Source organism: Flavonifractor sp. An92 (assembly GCF_002159175.1).
Taxonomy (GTDB): domain Bacteria; phylum Bacillota; class Clostridia; order Oscillospirales; family Oscillospiraceae; genus Pseudoflavonifractor_A.
Map to the genome: position 1 here is coordinate 19,136 of NZ_NFGZ01000020.1, position 16,051 is coordinate 35,186.

Annotated in this window: 15 protein-coding genes; 4 read left to right on the forward strand and 11 right to left on the reverse strand. The window is 64.3% G+C overall.

Annotation, left to right across the window (positions count from 1 at the left end):
• Positions 1 to 16 precede the first annotated feature (16 nt).
• The 4 genes from lepB to B5G43_RS12345 are packed head-to-tail and all read right to left on the reverse strand — an operon-like array spanning position 17 to position 4,698.
• Positions 17 to 589: a signal peptidase I gene (lepB, locus tag B5G43_RS12330; RefSeq protein ID WP_087261831.1), complete on the reverse strand. Its 573-nt coding sequence runs from the start codon at positions 587 to 589 to the stop codon at positions 17 to 19.
• Positions 576 to 2,834, reverse strand: a complete 2,259-nt coding sequence (locus B5G43_RS18030) for an AAA family ATPase (RefSeq protein ID WP_087261833.1) — start codon at positions 2,832 to 2,834, stop codon at positions 576 to 578. Before B5G43_RS18030 ends, lepB begins: the two co-directional genes overlap by 14 nt.
• Positions 2,831 to 3,928, reverse strand: a complete 1,098-nt coding sequence (locus B5G43_RS12340; RefSeq protein WP_087261835.1) for a DNA repair exonuclease — start codon at positions 3,926 to 3,928, stop codon at positions 2,831 to 2,833. The genes B5G43_RS18030 and B5G43_RS12340 overlap by 4 nt, the downstream gene beginning before the upstream one ends.
• A complete protein-coding gene (locus B5G43_RS12345; RefSeq protein WP_087261836.1) occupies positions 3,925 to 4,698 on the reverse strand; it encodes an ATP-binding protein in 774 nt (257 codons plus the stop codon). The genes B5G43_RS12340 and B5G43_RS12345 overlap by 4 nt, the downstream gene beginning before the upstream one ends.
• Positions 4,699 to 4,967: 269 nt before the next feature.
• Between B5G43_RS12345 and rplM the strand changes: the two genes are divergently transcribed.
• From rplM to B5G43_RS12365, 4 genes are all read left to right on the forward strand, one after another.
• Positions 4,968 to 5,399, forward strand: coding sequence for a 50S ribosomal protein L13 (gene rplM / locus B5G43_RS12350; RefSeq protein WP_087261838.1), 432 nt, complete (start codon positions 4,968 to 4,970; stop codon positions 5,397 to 5,399).
• 17 nt (positions 5,400 to 5,416) lie between these two features.
• Complete coding sequence (gene rpsI, locus B5G43_RS12355; protein ID WP_087261840.1) at positions 5,417 to 5,821, forward strand: 30S ribosomal protein S9; 405 nt, start codon at positions 5,417 to 5,419, stop codon at positions 5,819 to 5,821.
• 278 nt (positions 5,822 to 6,099) lie between these two features.
• The gene (locus B5G43_RS12360) at positions 6,100 to 7,413 is read left to right on the forward strand and encodes an MATE family efflux transporter (protein WP_242960564.1); all 1,314 of its coding nucleotides are present in this window, start codon (positions 6,100 to 6,102) and stop codon (positions 7,411 to 7,413) included.
• 168 nt (positions 7,414 to 7,581) lie between these two features.
• Positions 7,582 to 9,555: an S-layer homology domain-containing protein gene (locus B5G43_RS12365; RefSeq protein ID WP_087261844.1), complete on the forward strand. Its 1,974-nt coding sequence runs from the start codon at positions 7,582 to 7,584 to the stop codon at positions 9,553 to 9,555.
• Between the two features lie 92 nt (positions 9,556 to 9,647).
• On the opposite strand, the gene B5G43_RS12370 is transcribed toward B5G43_RS12365, so the two are convergent.
• The 7 genes from B5G43_RS12370 to B5G43_RS12400 form a co-directional block, all read right to left on the reverse strand.
• The gene (locus B5G43_RS12370; protein WP_087261846.1) at positions 9,648 to 10,358 is read right to left on the reverse strand and encodes a V-type ATP synthase subunit D; all 711 of its coding nucleotides are present in this window, start codon (positions 10,356 to 10,358) and stop codon (positions 9,648 to 9,650) included.
• Between the two features lie 3 nt (positions 10,359 to 10,361).
• Complete coding sequence (locus B5G43_RS12375) at positions 10,362 to 11,744, reverse strand: V-type ATP synthase subunit B (RefSeq protein WP_087261848.1); 1,383 nt, start codon at positions 11,742 to 11,744, stop codon at positions 10,362 to 10,364.
• The gene (locus B5G43_RS12380) at positions 11,741 to 13,519 is read right to left on the reverse strand and encodes a V-type ATP synthase subunit A (RefSeq protein WP_087261850.1); all 1,779 of its coding nucleotides are present in this window, start codon (positions 13,517 to 13,519) and stop codon (positions 11,741 to 11,743) included. Before B5G43_RS12380 ends, B5G43_RS12375 begins: the two co-directional genes overlap by 4 nt.
• A 101-nt stretch (positions 13,520 to 13,620) precedes the next feature.
• Positions 13,621 to 13,935: a V-type ATP synthase subunit F gene (locus B5G43_RS12385; protein ID WP_087261852.1), complete on the reverse strand. Its 315-nt coding sequence runs from the start codon at positions 13,933 to 13,935 to the stop codon at positions 13,621 to 13,623.
• The gene (locus B5G43_RS12390) at positions 13,928 to 14,920 is read right to left on the reverse strand and encodes a V-type ATPase subunit (protein ID WP_087261854.1); all 993 of its coding nucleotides are present in this window, start codon (positions 14,918 to 14,920) and stop codon (positions 13,928 to 13,930) included. Before B5G43_RS12390 ends, B5G43_RS12385 begins: the two co-directional genes overlap by 8 nt.
• A gap of 44 nt (positions 14,921 to 14,964) precedes the next feature.
• Complete coding sequence (locus tag B5G43_RS12395) at positions 14,965 to 15,552, reverse strand: V-type ATP synthase subunit E family protein (protein ID WP_087261855.1); 588 nt, start codon at positions 15,550 to 15,552, stop codon at positions 14,965 to 14,967.
• 13 nt (positions 15,553 to 15,565) lie between these two features.
• Positions 15,566 to 16,048 carry a V-type ATP synthase subunit K gene (locus tag B5G43_RS12400; RefSeq protein WP_087261857.1) on the reverse strand — a complete coding sequence of 161 codons (483 nt, stop codon included), beginning with the start codon at positions 16,046 to 16,048 and terminating at the stop codon, positions 15,566 to 15,568.
• Positions 16,049 to 16,051: the final 3 nt, after the last annotated feature.

Below are 16,051 nucleotides of genomic sequence, written 5' to 3' on the forward strand. Positions count from 1 at the left end.
GAGTTTTTGCATGGGTTCAGAGGAGGGAGCCGAACCGCCCCAGGGGCAGCAGCACCGCCACCGCCCGGCCCAGGATGTACTGCTCGTCCACCGTGCCCAGCCGGGTGTCCCGGCTGTCGTCGGAGTTGTTGCGGTTGTCACCCATGACGAACACGCTGCCCTCCGGCACGGTCACCGAGGTGATGGTCTCATAGGTCCCGGCCGGGGGCTCCGCCATGGCCTCCTTGATGTAGGGCTCATCCAGGGGCACGCCGTCCACCGAGACGGTGCCCGCCTCGTAGTCGATCTCCACGTGCTGGCCTCCCACGGCGATGACCCGCTTGACGATGGCGCCGTCCACATGGCCAAATGGCTTGGTCAGCACCACGATGTCCCCCTGCTTGGGGGTGTAGGCGATGCTCTGGAGAAGGAGCAGGTCCCCGTCCTGGAGGGAGGGCTCCATGGAGGAGCCCTCCACCCCCACCACCCGGCCCACGAAGGTGAACAGCAGGATGAGGGTCACCAGCGCCAGGGTCATGGTCTGGAGCCAGAGGTACAGGTCCTGCTTCAGAGCGTCGGCGCTGGAGAGGGACTCCTCACGCTCCGGCATGGGCGGCCTCCTTTCCGTACAGGGAGACCCGGCGCACGCCGGGGACGTCCTTCAGGCAGGCGCCCTCCCGGCTGTGGCAGGTGAAGAGGAGGATCTGCCGCTCGCTGGCCAGCTCTCGCAGGACGTCCAGGGCCAGGGCCATGCGCTTGTCGTCGAAGTTGGCCAGGGCGTCGTCCAGCACCAGGGGCGCGGGGTCCTCCTCGGGGAGGGCCAGCTCGCACACCGCCAGGCGCACGGCCAGATAGAGCTGGTCCATGGCGCCCCGGGACAGGGTGAGGGCCCGGTGGGGCAGGACCTCGTCCTCCCGCCCGGCCATGGCGTCGAACTCCCGGGTGAGGGCCACGGTCTGGTAGGCCCCGCCGGTGAGCCGCTCCAGCAGCTCCCCGGCCTTCCGGTTCAGGGCGGGGGCAAAGCGGCCCTGGAGGGACTGGTTGGCGGTGGCCAGACTCTCCAGCGCCTGGGTGATGGCCTGGTACTCCGCCCGGCGGTTCTCCAGCTCTTCCCGGGCGCTCTCCCGCCGGGCCTGGGCCAGGGCGGGGTCGCCCAGGGTGTTCAGCTCGCCCCGGGCGGTGTTCAGCACCCCGGAGAGGCGCTGGATCTCCCCCTCCACGGCGCTGAGGCGGGCTCCGGTGTAGGCGGCGTCATACCGGGGCTCCAGGTCCTCCGGCACGGCTCCGTCCCCCTGGGGGGCGGGCAGGCGCTGGGCCAGCTTCTCCAGGTCCTGGCGGCGCTGGGCGGCCTGCTCCAGCTTCTCCTGGAGGAAGAGGGCCTTGGAGATGGCGGCAGAGAGGGTGAAGGCGTCCTTCACCCCGGGGGCGAAGGACTGGACCAGGGTCATGATGCGGCTGCGCAGCACGTCCCGCTCCTGCATCCGGTCCAGCTGCTCCTGCTCGGCGGCCTCGCAGTCCCGGGAGGCCTGGCGGCAGCGCTCCCAGCCCTCGCGATAGGTCCGGGCCCGCTCCAGGATGTCGGAGGTGTCCTCGGCATCATACTGCTCCAGCAGCTCCGCCCGGCGGTCCAGGACCTCGTCAGCGGCGCGCCGGGCCTTCATGCCCAGCACCAGCAGGGCCACGCCGCCGGCCAGCAGCACCGCCGCCGCCGCAAAGAGCAGCGGGGTCACCAGGGCGGCCACCGCACCGGCCGCCGCGCCCAGCAGCAGCGCGATGCCGATCGTCAGCTTGACGCCTGCGGCGGGGGGCTCCTCGTCCGCCTCCTTGGCGTCCTCGGTGGCCTGCTCCCAGGCCTGGTCCGGCGTCATACCGCGGAACAGCTCGTCCCGGCAGGCCTTCCGGGCGTCGTCCACCACCTGGATGGCCTCCTCATAGCGGGCCTTGGCCTGCTTCACGCTCTGCTCCACGGTGCGCAGGGCGGAGAGCTCCTCCTGGGTGCGGCGGAGCACCTCCCGGTCGGGGGTGGGGCCGTCCTTGGTCAGCTCCTGCCGGAGCTTCTCCTCCTCCGCCCGGGCCTCGGCCAGCTCGCTCTGGGCCTGGTCCCAGGCGGTGCGGCGCTCCGCCTCCACCCGGGCCTTGAGGACCGCCTTCTCCCGCAGCAGCAGGGCCTGCTCCTCCCGGAGCTCGGCCAGGGTCTGGCTGGACTCCTGGGCCGCCCGGTGGGCCCGGCTCTGCCGCTCCAGCTGGAGGTCCAGCCCGGTCAGCTCCTCCTCCAGACGGGGGATGAGGCCGGTCTTGTTGTGCTTGCGGCGGTTGAGCCAGTCCTTGAGCTGCCGCTCCACCTGGGAGTAGGACACGTCTTCCTCGCCGGAGGAGATGAGGGCGGCGATACGCTTTTCCAGAGCCGGGGCGCTGTCCACCGCCGTGGCCCCCTGGCCCACGAAGGCGGAGCGCTCGAACACCTCCCGGGACACGCCCAGGAGCATCTCCCCCACGTTGTCGGCGGTGAAGCCGGGCAGCACCTCGCCGCTGGCGGTGTCCAACACCTCGCAGCGGCCGAAGGGGGTGTTTTTCAGCTGACCCCGGCGGATGGTCAGGGAGCGGCCGCGCCACTCCACCTCCATCTCGCCCTCCATCACCGCGCCGCTCCAGGGCTGGTAGCGGTTCTTCTCGGCGATGAAGCCCTGCTTGTCCCGCTCCTTGGTGGGGATGCCGTAGAGCATGGCCCGCAGAAAGGCCGACCAGGTGGATTTGCCCCCCTCGTTGGGGGCCTCGATGAGATTGAGCCCCTCCCCCAGCTCCAGGGTCTCGTTCTGGAGCCGGCCGAAGGTGGCTTTCATACGTTTTACGATCATAGCGGGTCCTCCCGATGTTCCAGGGCCGCCAGGGCAAAGCGGGCGGCCAGTTCCAGGGAGGCCCGGTCCTCGTCGGAGGGGGCCTCCTCCATGCGCCGTTTCAGGTCCCGCAGGACCAGCCCGGTGAGGGTGTCCTCCTCGGCGCGCTTCCACAGGTCCCGGCGCAGGCGGGTGTGGTCCCGCACCGAGACGCTGTAATACCAGGGCGCGGCCAGGGCGCTGAGGGCCTTCAGATCGGGCTCAGAGCTCCGCTCTCCGGTGAGGATAATCCGACACAGGTCCTTGCTCTTCTCGGTCGGCAGCGCGGTGCGGAGGGCCTCCTCCGGCTCTTTGCCGGTGACGTCCACCTCCTGGATGAGGTAGCGGCGGGTACACAGGGAGGCGAAGGCCAGCTCGGCCCCGCCGGAGCCCACCACGCCGCACAGCACACCCTTCTCCCCCGTCTCGTCAAAGCCCCGTCCCTCGGGGCAGCCGGGATAGGCCCAGCTGGTCTTGCCCAGGCGCTGGACGCCGGAGCAGGTGTGGACGTGGCCCAGGGCCACATAGTCCAGTCGGCTCTCCTCCAGGTCCTCCCGGGTGATGGGGGCATAGCGGCTGTCCGGGTTCACATCGCCATGGAGGACCATGATGTGGATCTTGCCGTCGTCAGGGGCCTGGAACCCCTTCAGCGGCCGGTCCTCCCGGTAGGGGCCAGTGAAGGCGGTGCCGTAGACGGTGCAATTGAGCTCCGGCAGGTCCACGTGCTCGATGGCGGGCTCGGTGAAAATATGGATGTGCTCCGGCCACTTGCGGGCGTAGGCCGAGTGGGTGGTCCAGAAGTCGTGGTTGCCCGGGGCGATGAACACCTGGGCCTGGATGGAGCTCAGGGCCTCCACCAGGGCGTCCAGGGTCTCGCCATAGATCTCGCCCCCGTCGAAGAGGTCGCCGGACAGGAGCACCAGGTCGGCCTGGGCCCGGTTGGACAGCAGCGCCAGGCGGCGCAGCAGCTCCCGCTGCTCCCCCCGGCGCTGGGCGGCCTTCTCCGGCGGGAGGGCCGAAAACGGGGCGTCCAGGTGGAAATCCGCCCCGTGGATCACGCGCAGCGATTGTTTCATTCCTTACATTCCTCCAATTCCTCCAGAGGGGGCATCCGGCGGTGCTCCACCGGGCCCCACTCCGGCAGGGGCAGGCGCTGCATGGCCCCAAAGACCCGGCTTTTCAGGTTGGGGTAGCGCTTGCCCAGCTCGTAGATCAGCTCCTTGACCTCCTGGCGCTTGGTGGAGCCGTCGGCGGGGCAGGGGTTAAAGACCACCGGCAGGTGCTCCCGCTCGGCCACGTGGCGGATGTGTCCCTCATTACAATAGAGGAGGGGGCGGATCTGGGTGATGCCGGTGCGGTCCAGCCAGGTCACCGGCTGGAAGCAGGAGATGCGCCCCTCGTAGAAGAGGGAGAGGAAGAAGGTCTCCACTGCGTCGTCGAAGTGGTGGCCCAGGGCGATCTTGTTGATGCCCAGGTCGGCCAGGGCGTTGTGGAGGGCCCCCCGGCGCATCTTGGCGCACATGGAGCAGGGGTTTTTCTCCTTCCGCAGGTCGAAGATGACGTGGTGGATCTCCGAGTGAATGAGGGTGAAGGGCACGCCGATCTCCTCACAGTAGCGCGCCACGCCGGAGAAGTCCATCCCCTCCCGGCCGTCGGCCGCGCCCATATCCAGGGTGACGGCCTCCACGGTAAAGGGCTTGGGGTAAAACTCCCGCAGGCGGGCCAGGGCGGCCAGCAGCACCAGGGAATCCTTCCCCCCCGACACCCCCACGGCGATCCGGTCTCCGGACTGGATCATATCGTAATCCTCCACACAGCGGCGGACATAGGACAGTATCTGGTTCATTCCATTCCTCCCAAGGGCCGTACGGGAACACTTTTTCCCGAAAACAATTTAAAAATTGAACATGAGCTTTCGCGAGTATTCAGGAGTATGAGCGCGATTGAGAGAGATTTTCTATTTCTAAATAAAATTGTTCAAAAATCGCCTTGACACCGGGCAAACCCTGTAATATAATGCATCATGCTCCGCTCGTAGGTTCTATTCTACACGCGGGGCATGTGTTCTGTAAAGCCATATTTCACATAGACTTAGAGCAAATTGGAGGTTTCACCATGTCCACTTTTATGGCCAACAAGGGAAACATCGTCCGCAAGTGGTACGTCCTCGACGCGGCCGGTAAGCCCCTGGGTAAGACCGCTGCCGCCGCCGCCACCCTGCTGCGGGGCAAGCACAAGCCCGAGTACACCCCCCACGCTGACTGCGGTGATTTCGTGGTCATCATCAACGCCGAGCAGGCCATCCTGACCGGCAAGAAGCTGGAGCAGAAGTTCTACCGCACCCACTCCGGCTATCCCGGCGGCCTGAAGGAGACCAAGTACCGCCTGCTGATGCAGGACAAGCCCGAGCTGGCCATGAAGCTGGCCATCCGCGGCATGATGCCCCGCAACATCGTGACCAAGGACAGCCTGACCCGCCTGCACATCTACCGCGGCGCGGAGCACCAGCAGACCGCTCAGAAGCCCGAGCCCTGGGCTTTCAACTAAGCAGGAGGTAAACGAACATGTATAAGAGCAAGAAGCCTTACCTGTATGGCACCGGCCGCCGCAAGTCCTCCGTGGCCCGCGTGCATCTGTTCCCCAACGGCACCGGCTCCATCACCATCAACGGCCGTGACATCGACGATTACTTCGGCCTGGAGACCCTGAAGCTGCTGGTCCGTCAGCCCCTCGCCACCACCGACACCCTGGGCAAGGTGGACATCGTGGCCACCGTCACCGGCGGCGGCGTGACCGGCCAGGCCGGCGCCATCCGTCACGGCGTGTCCCGCGCCCTGCTGGAGATGAACCCCGAGTTCCGCGCCGCTCTGAAGTCCGCTGGCTTCCTGACCCGCGATCCTCGTATGAAGGAGCGTAAGAAGTACGGCCTGAAGGCTGCCCGCCGCGCTCCCCAGTTCAGCAAGCGCTGATTCGTATTTCCAACTGGTTGTACGATACTCAAACGCCCCGAAAAACTGCGGTTTTTCGGGGCGTTTTTCTGTGCTGCGGCTTTCACAGGCCTCTTGTATTTCAGGAGAAAAGATGCTAAGATACTGGGACAAAGGCTGGTGCGGTCGCAAAGCCGTATCGGACCATCATACGGAATTACTCTGCCACCGGGTAGAAAGATGATCACAGCATCTTGTTTTTACGGCGTTAGGTCCTAGAAGTCGTAAAAATGAGGTGCTGTCTTTTTGGAGGGAAGCAAGTGAAAAAACAGCTGGCAAGGTACATCGCACCGAATATTTTAGCCATGGCGGGAACCTCCTGCTATGTATTGGCCGACACATTTTTTATCTCGATCGCAGAGGGCGCGAACGGGATCACCGCCCTGAACCTGGTCCTGCCCGTGTATGGCTTGATCTACGCGCTCGGTTCCATGATCGGAGTTGGTTCCGCCACTCGATACTCCCTGAGCAAAGCCACCGGGCGGGAGACCGCAAACGAGTTCTTCTCCAATTCGATCTGGTGGACGCTCCTGTGCAGCAGCATTTTCGTGCTGATCGGGATCTGCTTCCCCGGTGAGTTCCTCACGCTTCTGGGGGCCGACGGAGAGATTTTAACGGTCGGATTTTCGTACATCCGAATCGTGCTCTGTTTTGCCCCGTTCTTTATGCTGAATTACACCTGTACCGCCTTTGTCCGCAACGATAACGCCCCCAAGCTGGCCATGCTGGCCACCTTGCTCAGCGGCCTGTTCAATATCCTGTTCGACTACCTTCTGATGTTCCCGCTGGGGATGGGGATGGTTGGTGCGGCTTTGGCGACCGGATTCTCTCCCATCGTCAGCATGAGCATCTGCATGATCCACTTCCGCTCGAAACGCAGCACCCTCGTGTTTGTCAAAAAGCTTCCCTCCCTGAAAAAGCTGCTCGCTTCCTGCAATCTGGGGGTGGCGGCCTTTGTGGGTGAGCTGTCCAGCGGCATTACGACTCTGGTCTTTAACTTCATTCTCCTCAGCATCTCCGGGAATATCGCGGTGGCTGCCTACGGGGTCATTGCGAATATTGCCTTGGTGGGAACCTCCTTGCTCAACGGCGTCTCTCTGGGGCTTCAGCCGGTGGCCAGCTCTATGCACGGGCGGGCCAACACGGGAGACGAAAAGAGCGTATATCAGTACGCGCTCCGAATCGGCGAAGGGATTGCGGTGGCCTCGGTCATCCTCGTGATGCTGTTTGGCGATGGGCTCGTCGCAATCTTCAACAGCGAGAACTCCACCGAGCTGGCCTCCTATGCGGAAATCGGCATCCGGGTCTATTTTGTCGGTTTTCTGCTGGCGGCGGTCAACATCATCAAGTCCGGGTTTTACAGCGCGGTGGGGAAAGGGAGCGAGGCTTCGGTCATCGCCCTGTCCCGCGGGGTCGTCACCATCTCCATCCTGGCGTTTGTGCTGGCAAAGTTCTTCGGCGTGATGGGGGTATGGATGGCGTTTCCCACCTCCGAACTGGTCACCTGGTTGATTTCCCTTGTCATCAGCCGGGTTGTAAAAGCCAGAACTTGTGTCGAGGTGACCAGCGTTTAACTGCTCCTCCAGATGAGCACAGAGGGTCCGGCAGGTCCTTCCCAAATTTGTTGGGAATTGAATCCTTGACAGAATTCGGGAGGCTCTTATATAATTCGTATAAGAAGTATCAATCTTCCAGCAGAATGCCCCGCTGCCCCGAAAAAAGAAGAAAAGGAGCGATTTCTGATGAGACGGCGCATGTTCTCCATCCTGCTGACCCTGGCCCTTACGCTCACCCTCACTCCTGCGGCCTCTGCAAAAGGCTTTGGCAATTTCCAGCGTGGCAACCCCTATAAATCCGGCCAATTTACCGATGTGGCCTCCGGCGCCTGGTACGCGCAAAGCGTACAGACGGCCTACGAAATGGGTCTCTTCCAGGGGACCGGCCCCAACACCTTCCACCCCAACGGAAACATCAGCATTGCCGAGACCATCGCCCTGGCCTGCCGGCTCCACAGCATATACTACACCGGCAGCGCAGACCTGGGCGTCAGCAATCCCTGGTATCAGGTCTACGTGGACTATGCCATTGACAACGGCATCATCTCCTCCGGCCAGTACCACAGCTACAACGCAGCCGCTACCCGCGCCCAGTTCGCCTCCATTCTGGCCAACTCTCTGGATCGGGAGGCCCTGAGCGCCATCAACTCCGTGTCAAAGGGTTTCATTCCCGACGTACCTGCCACGGCCGACTATGCCGATGCCGTCTACCTCCTCTATAATGCCGGTGTCCTCGCCGGTCGGGATGCCCAGGGCAGCTTCGCGCCCCAGGCCCATATCCAGCGCTGTGAGGCGGCCACCATCGCCGGGCGCATGGCCGACCCCAGCCTCCGCACCACCTTTACCCTCGGCGGCAGTTCCTCCGGCCGGGTGCTGCTGGCCCAGCCGCTGGCCGAGGACCCGCTGGACTATACCGTCACGGCGGACAGTGTCCTGATGCAGGATCTGGTGGAGTTCTGTGACGGCGGCCTCACCTATGACAGCATCAGCCAGAGCGGCGTGTACCAGGTCCGGAAGTTCAAAGGCTCCCCGGAGGACAAGGCCATTGTGGACGAATATGTGGCCGTTTTCACCGGCGGCGGGTACAACCTCAAGCTGGTGGAAGAATACGAAGAGAACTATTCCTCCACCTTCTTCAGCTGGGGCCTGGACTACACCGGCACTGGAAACGTCACCGCCAAGACTGATGTGGTCTACACCGATACTCAAGCCACCATCTGCATCTACGGCACCATCAAACGCAGCAAGCTGGAAGTGACCGTCTGGGTCCCCCAGCGTATGGAGCTGGTGGATCTGGGCCTGCGGTACGGCAGCGCCTCCGCCTCCACGGGGATCGCCGGTCCCTCTGCCATGGCGGGCCTCTACCGGAACGCGGACGGCAGCTTTGAGACCTCCGACGGGCGGCTGAAAACGCAGCTGGGCCGGGCTACGGTCCTGCGGGACGGTGTGTCCTGTTCGGCGGCGGCCACCTTCCAGACCAACGAGAGCCTGAGCCGGGACGAGCTCTGGGTGGACAGCTTCTACCGCAATGAAGCCCTCTTCTTCTGCTCCCCCATGGACGTGCTGATGACCGGCGACGTGTACACCCAAAAGGACCTGACTCAGGAGGCCTCCTGGGTCAACAGCAAGGAATTCACCTCCCTCAGCCAGTTCGCTGATTACCGCTGGACGCTCTTCTTCGGCCTGGGACATGACGGTGACTTCATCACCCCCCTGCTGGGTGAGCGCAACGAATTCCAGGACCTGACCGTCCGGGTCATGTACTACAAGCCCGGTGTGGAGGCCGTCTACTATGTCTACGCCGGCCTGGACTCCGCCCCCCGCACCGTGGAGGCCCTCATTGCCGTGGACCTGGACGTGGAGCTCATGGAGACCGCGGACGGCACCTACAGCCTCTCGGCCGGCGGAAGCGCCGCCATCACCTGTCCCACCGAATTCGGCACCAACTATGACACCTTCTCCTGGGAGATCCTCAGCGGCTCTAGTGTGGTCAGCCTGTCCGGCGCCACCTCCCGGACCTGTACCGTCCAGGCGCTCCGGACCGGCACCGCCCGGGTCCGGGTGACCTACCACTACGGCGTGGACGAGCCGGATGTGCTCACAGGGATTCCGCGGAACGCGGACAAGACCAAGACCTATGAGTACCTGATCCAGGTCTAGTAACCGCAGCCGATGGCAGAAAAAGCCGCGTCCGGCGCTCCCCGAGGGGAGCGCCGGACGCGGCTTTGTTTGGAGGTTTGGTGTTGGTAAACTCAGATGGCGTCGGGGTCCAGATGTCCGCCGAAGGCCTCCACGGCCCTGGCGTCGGCCTCCCGCTTCTCCTCGATGGCTTCCTTGAGGAGCATATCCTTCACCTTCATCAGGCGGATGGTGGAGGAGCGCTCGTTCTCGTCCAGCTTCATGGAGATATACTTGATGGCCTCTTCCATCTGGGGGATTTTGACGTACTCCAGGGCGTTGACGCGGCGGCGGGTCTTTTCAATCTCCTCGGCCAGCAGCTGGGAGGTCTTTTCGATCTCAGCCAGGCGCAGCATATCCTGGAACACGCCGGACAGGGCGTCCACGGCGTCGTCCAGCTCGCCGGAGGTGGTGGCGAAGCCGTAGGGATAGATCTCGCCGGTCTCCTCGCTCTTGGTCTTGAAGTGGTAGATAGGCACGTTGACCGACATGATGTTCTGGAAGGTCATATCCAGCTCCACGGACTGCTTGGGATACAGCAGGGACTGCTCCAGCATCTCCGAGGACATGACGGCGCTGGCCACGGTGAACGAACCATGGGCCCGCATCAGGGCCTCCTCCACCTTCTGCCGCAGAGCGCGGTTCTCCCGGACCACGTCCATGAACTGCTTCATCAGCTCATCCCGCTTGTCCTTGAGGAGCTTGTGGCCCCGGATGGAGGTGCGCAGGCGGGTCTTGAGCCTGGTCAGCTCCTGCCGGGTGGGGTTCACGTTGATTGCCGGCATATCTTACCCCTCCTTTTTCGGGAGGTATTTCTCGATATACTCCGGCTTGATGCGCTTGAGCTCGGCCTTGGGCAGCAGGCTCAGCAGCTCCCAGCCCAGATCCAGGGTCTCGATAATGGAGCGGTTCTCGTCGCTGCCCTGGGAGACATAGCGCTTTTCAAACTCATCGGCGAATTTGGCGTACTGCAGATCGGTGGGAGACAGAGCGGCCTCGCCCAGGATGGACATGAGCTCCTTGTTCTCCTTACCGGTGGAGTAAGCGGCGAAGAGCTGGTTCATGGTGCCGGCGTGATCCTCCCGGGTCTTGCCGGGGCCAACGCCCTTATCCTTCAGACGGGACAGGGAGGGCAGCACGTCCACGGGGGGATTGATGCCCTTGCGGTACAGCTCGCGGGACAGGATGATCTGACCCTCGGTGATATAGCCGGTCAGGTCGGGGATGGGGTGGGTCTTGTCATCCTCGGGCATGGTGAGGATGGGGATCATGGTGATGGAACCGGGCTTGCCCAGCTGACGGCCGGCGCGCTCGTACATGGTGGCCAGGTCGGTGTACAGGTAGCCGGGGTAGCCGCGGCGGCCGGGGACTTCCTTCTTGGCCGCGGACACCTCACGGAGGGCCTCGGCGTAGTTGGTGATGTCGGTCAGGATGACCAGCACGTGCATGCCCTTCTCGAAGGCCAGGTACTCGGCGGCGGTCAGCGCCATACGGGGGGTGGCGATACGCTCGACGGCGGGGTCGTTGGCCAGGTTGGTGAACAGCACGGTACGGTCGATGGCGCCGGTGCGGCGGAACTCCTGCACGAAGAAGTCGGACTCTTCGAAGGTGATACCGATGGCGGCGAACACGACGGCGAAGTTGGCGGCGTCGTCACCCAGCACCTTGGCCTGACGGGCGATCTGGGCAGCCAGAGCGGCGTGCGGCAGACCGGAGCCGGAGAAGATGGGCAGCTTCTGACCACGGACCAGGGTGTTCAGGCCGTCGATGGTGGAGATACCGGTCTGAATGAACTCGTTGGGGTAGTCGCGGGCGGCCGGGTTCATGGGCAGGCCGTTGATGTCCCGGTGCTCCTCGGCCAGGATCTCGGGGCCGCCGTCGATGGGACGGCCCATGCCGTTAAAGACGCGGCCCAGCATATCGCCGGACACGGCCAGCTCCAGGGGGTGACCCAGGAAGCGGATCTTGGAGTCCTTCAGGTTGATGCCGGCGGAGGCCTCGAAGAGCTGGACCACGGCGTTGTCGCCGTTGACCTCCAGCACCTTACAGCGCCGGGTGGTGCCGTCGGGCAGTTCGATCTCGGCCAGCTCGTCGTAAGTGACGTCCTGGACCTTGCGGACCACCATCAGAGGACCGTTGATCTCCTGAATGGTACGGTATTCACGAATCATTCCTCAGCACCTCCCTTGGCCACGATCTCCTCGATCTGCTCCTCCATCTCCCGCGCCATGTCGGCGTAGACGGCCTTGAACTGATCGTCGGGCACGCTCTTGGCGCGGCCCATCTTCTCCCGGAACGGGATGGCGAAGAGATCGGCCACCGGCGCGCCCTTCTCGATGGCGGCACGGCAGAGCTTGTCATAGTCCAGGATCATCTGGATCATCTTGTCCTGGCGCTCATAGCTGGAGTACCAGTCCACTTCCATAAAGCCGTTCTGCTGCAGGAAGTCCTCGCGGAGCATCTTGGCAGTCTCGAGGGTCAGCTGGTCGCCGGCGGACAGGGAGTCCTTACCGACCAGCTGCACGATCTCGTTGAGGCTGGCCTCCTCCTGGAGGATGGACATGGACTTATCGCGGTTGACCATGAACTGGGTGCCCAGGTTCTCATCGTACCAGGGCTTCAGGGAGTCCAGGTACAGGGAGTAGGAGTTCAGCCAGTTGATGGCGGGGAAGTGACGCTTGTAGGCCAGAGAGGCGTCCAGGGCCCAGAACACCTTGACGATACGCATGGTGGCCTGGGAGACGGGCTCGGACAGGTCGCCGCCCGGAGGGGAAACGGCGCCCACGGCGGTCAGAGAGCCGCGGCGGTCCTCATCGGAGCCGATGCACTCCACCATGCCGGCGCGCTCGTAGAACTGCGCCAGGCGGGAGGACAGGTAAGCGGGGTAACCTTCTTCGCCGGGCATCTCTTCCAGACGGCCGGACATCTCACGCAGAGCCTCGGCCCAGCGGGAGGTGGAGTCGGCGATGACGGCCACGTCGTAGCCCATGTCGCGGAAGTACTCGGCGATGGTGATACCGGTGTAGATGGAGGCCTCACGGGCGGCCACGGGCATATCGGAGGTGTTGGCGATCAGGACGGTCCGCTTCATCAGGGACTCGCCGGTACGGGGGTCCACCAGTTCGGGGAACTCCCGCAGAACGTCGGTCATCTCGTTGCCGCGCTCGCCGCAGCCGATGTAGATGACGATATCCACGTCGGACCACTTGGCCAGCTGGTGCTGCATGACGGTCTTACCGGAGCCGAAGGGGCCGGGGATGGCGGCGGTACCGCCCTTGGCCACGGGGAACATGGCGTCGACGATACGCTGACCGGACAGCAGCGGCTTGCGGGGGGGATACTTGTGCTTGTAGGGGCGGCCCACACGGACGGGCCACTTCTGCACCATGGTGAGCTCATGCTTCTCACCGTTGTCGTCCACCAGGACAGCCACGGTGTCCAGCACAGTGAAGGTGCCGGACTTGATGGACTCGATGGTGCCGCTCATCTTGGGGGGGATCATGATCTTGTGGAGCACGACGCTGGTCTCCTGGACGGTGCCGATGACGTCGCCGCCGATGACCTTGTCGCCCTTCTTGGCAACGGCCTTGAATTCCCACTTCTTCTCCCGGTCCAGGGCGGGGACTTCCACGCCGCGGGGCAGGTTGTTGCCCCCGGTCTTCTTCATGATCTCCTCCAGCGGGCGCTGGATACCGTCGTAGATGTTCTCAATGATGCCGGGGCCCAGCTCCACGGAGAGGGGGGCGCCGGTGGTCTCGACCACAGCGCCGGGGCCCAGGCCGGAGGTCTCCTCGTAGACCTGGATGGAGGCGGAGTCGCCATTCATGGTGAGGATCTCACCGATGAGGCGCTGCTCGCCCACGCGGACCACGTCGGCCATGTTGGCGTCAGCCAGGCCCGTGGCCACAACCAGCGGTCCGGAGACTTTGACGATTTTACCGCTCAACTTGACTCAACCTTCTTTCAGGTTTGAATTTGGAATGGGAGCGGGATGCGCGGCCGCCGATGCCGGCGGCCCTGCATGCCGCGACGCGCCGATGCCGGCGCTTACAGAATGTCCGCGCCCACGGCGCGCTCCACGGCGCTCTTCACATTGGCCATGCCGATGCCCAGGGAGCCGTCCTTGCCGGGGATGAGGATGATGGCAGGGGTGAGCTCGTCCTTGTAACGGTCCACCTCGGCCTGCATATTGGCGGCGTACTGCTCCGTGAGGTAGATCACGGCGTAATTCTCCTTCGCCAGCTCGTGGAGCACCCGCTTGGCCTCGTCCACGGTCTCGGCGGGGAACACATCCAGGCCCAGGGCCTTGAAGCCCAGGACGCTGTCCTTGTCGCCCAGGACCGCGATCTTGTAACTAGACATAAGCTTCACGCAGCCTTTCCCGGATGGTATCCGCGTCCAGGCCGGCCATGCGGCCGGTGAGGATGATACGCACGGCGGTGAACTCGTTCTCCTTGGCGGCCAGGTAGCCGATGACCGGCGCCTCGCCGAAGGCCACGTATTTGGCCCCCGCCAGGTAGTGGTTCACACCGTCGTCGCACAGCTTCTCAAAGCGGGTCAGCCCGCCGCCGTTGAGGGCGGCGGCTCCGGCCGCGGCGGCCTCCTTCAGGTCAGAGGCGGCGTACAGCTCCTCCATGGAGCCGCCGGAGGCGGCCAGCACCCGGGAGGTGTGGATGTTGCCGCCCTCGAAGAGGACGGAGCGCAGGAACTCCGGTCCCTTGCCCATGCGGAGCACCCGCACCAGGCTGCGCAGGTTGGCCGCGTCGATGCTGATGCGCACATACCCCTCCAGGAAGCTGCTGCCGGTGGCCTTGGCCAGCTCGAACATCTCGGCGAAATAGGCCCGGTCGAGGATGAAGTCGGCCAGCTGGGGATCGCCGGTGGTGCTGAGCACGTCCCGGGCGTCGCTCACCGCCTTGCGCAGGATGTAGCTCACACCCCGCAGCTCGGCATTGCGCAGCCCGTCGGCCAGGACGTCCGCCTTGACCCGTCCGGCGTCCACCAGGAGCCGGTCGGCGCTGACGCCCATGGCGTCGGCCTTGAGGAGCACTTTCACATTGTGGTAGTCGTATTTGATCTTAAATACGTCGATGAGACGGGGGTCGGGAGCCACGGAAGAGAGATCCTCCATGGTCTTGTGCCGCTGCTGGGCGATGACCTGGTCCAGCTCCTCCTGGCTCACCCGCGCCATCTCGGCGTATCCGCATTCCTGCAGCACCTTGGCCGCGTCCTCGACGGTGCGGGCCTCCAGCATGCGCTCCATGCGCTCGCGGGAGAGGAGGCTGCACTCGAGGCACTTGACCCGGGTGGACAGGAACAGATAGTCGGTTTCTTTGATCTTCGCCAAATCCGATTCCTCCTTTAAATTGGGAGGCGGACTGCCCGGTCCGCTCAGCCGAACAGCACCTTGGCCACCTCGCGCTCCAGCGTGCCCCGCTGCAGGCGCACCAGCGTCTCGAAGGTACAGTTGACCTCCACGTCGCCGTCGGCCAGGATGAGTCCGCCCTTGATGTTCCGGGTCTGCTCGGACAGGGTCAGATGGCCGTCCTTCAGGCGCTCATTGGCCTGGGTGACCACCTGCTTGCCGTAGCGGGTGCGGTCCTTCTTGGAGAGGATGACCGCCTCCCGCCCGTTGGAAGAGGCCTTGACGGCCAGATTGGCCAGCAGGGAGACGTACTCCCCCTCCGGCAGGTTGCACAGCTCCTCCAGCGCCTGGTCAAAGGCCCGGTCCAGCATCTCCTGCTTGGCGGCCAGCTCCATTTTGCGGGCCTCCAGCTGGGCCACGCTGGCCAGGCGCTGCTCCCGCTCGTCGGCGTTGCGACGGCCCCGGTCCACGATCTCCCGGGCCTCCCGCTCGGCCTGCGCCTGACAGCTCTGCGTGATCTCGGCCGCCTGGGCCTGGGCGGCGCTCAGGATCTCGTCGATCTCCCGCTGCGCATCGTCCTCCATGCGCTGGGTAATCCGTTCAATTCCGTTCATGGCCGTTCACTCCTCAGGCGGTGAAGAAGAAGATCATCAGGAAGGAAGCCAGCAGGCACAGGATGGCGTAGAACTCCACCATCAGGGCCATCAAGATGCCCTTGGAAGCCTGGTCGGGGCGCTTGGCGACGATGCCGATGCCGGCGGCGGCGCAGCGGCCCTGGGCGACGGCGGTGACATAGCCGCCGATGGCCATGGGCAGGCAGGCGCCGAACACGGCGATACCGGCGCCGGTATCCAGGGTGGGCACGCCGCTGAGCAGGCCCATGTTGAACACGGCCCAGAACCAGATGACCAGGCCGTACAGGCCCTGGGTACCGGGCAGCAGCTGCAGGATCAGGGTCTTGGCGAACTTGCTGGGATCCTCGGAGACCACACCGGCGGCGGCCTCACCGGCGATGCCCACGCCCCGGCCGGATCCGGCACAGGACATACCCACCGCCAGACACGCGCCGATAAAGGCGATGCCGGTACCAATCAGGTTTTGCAGTTCCATAAC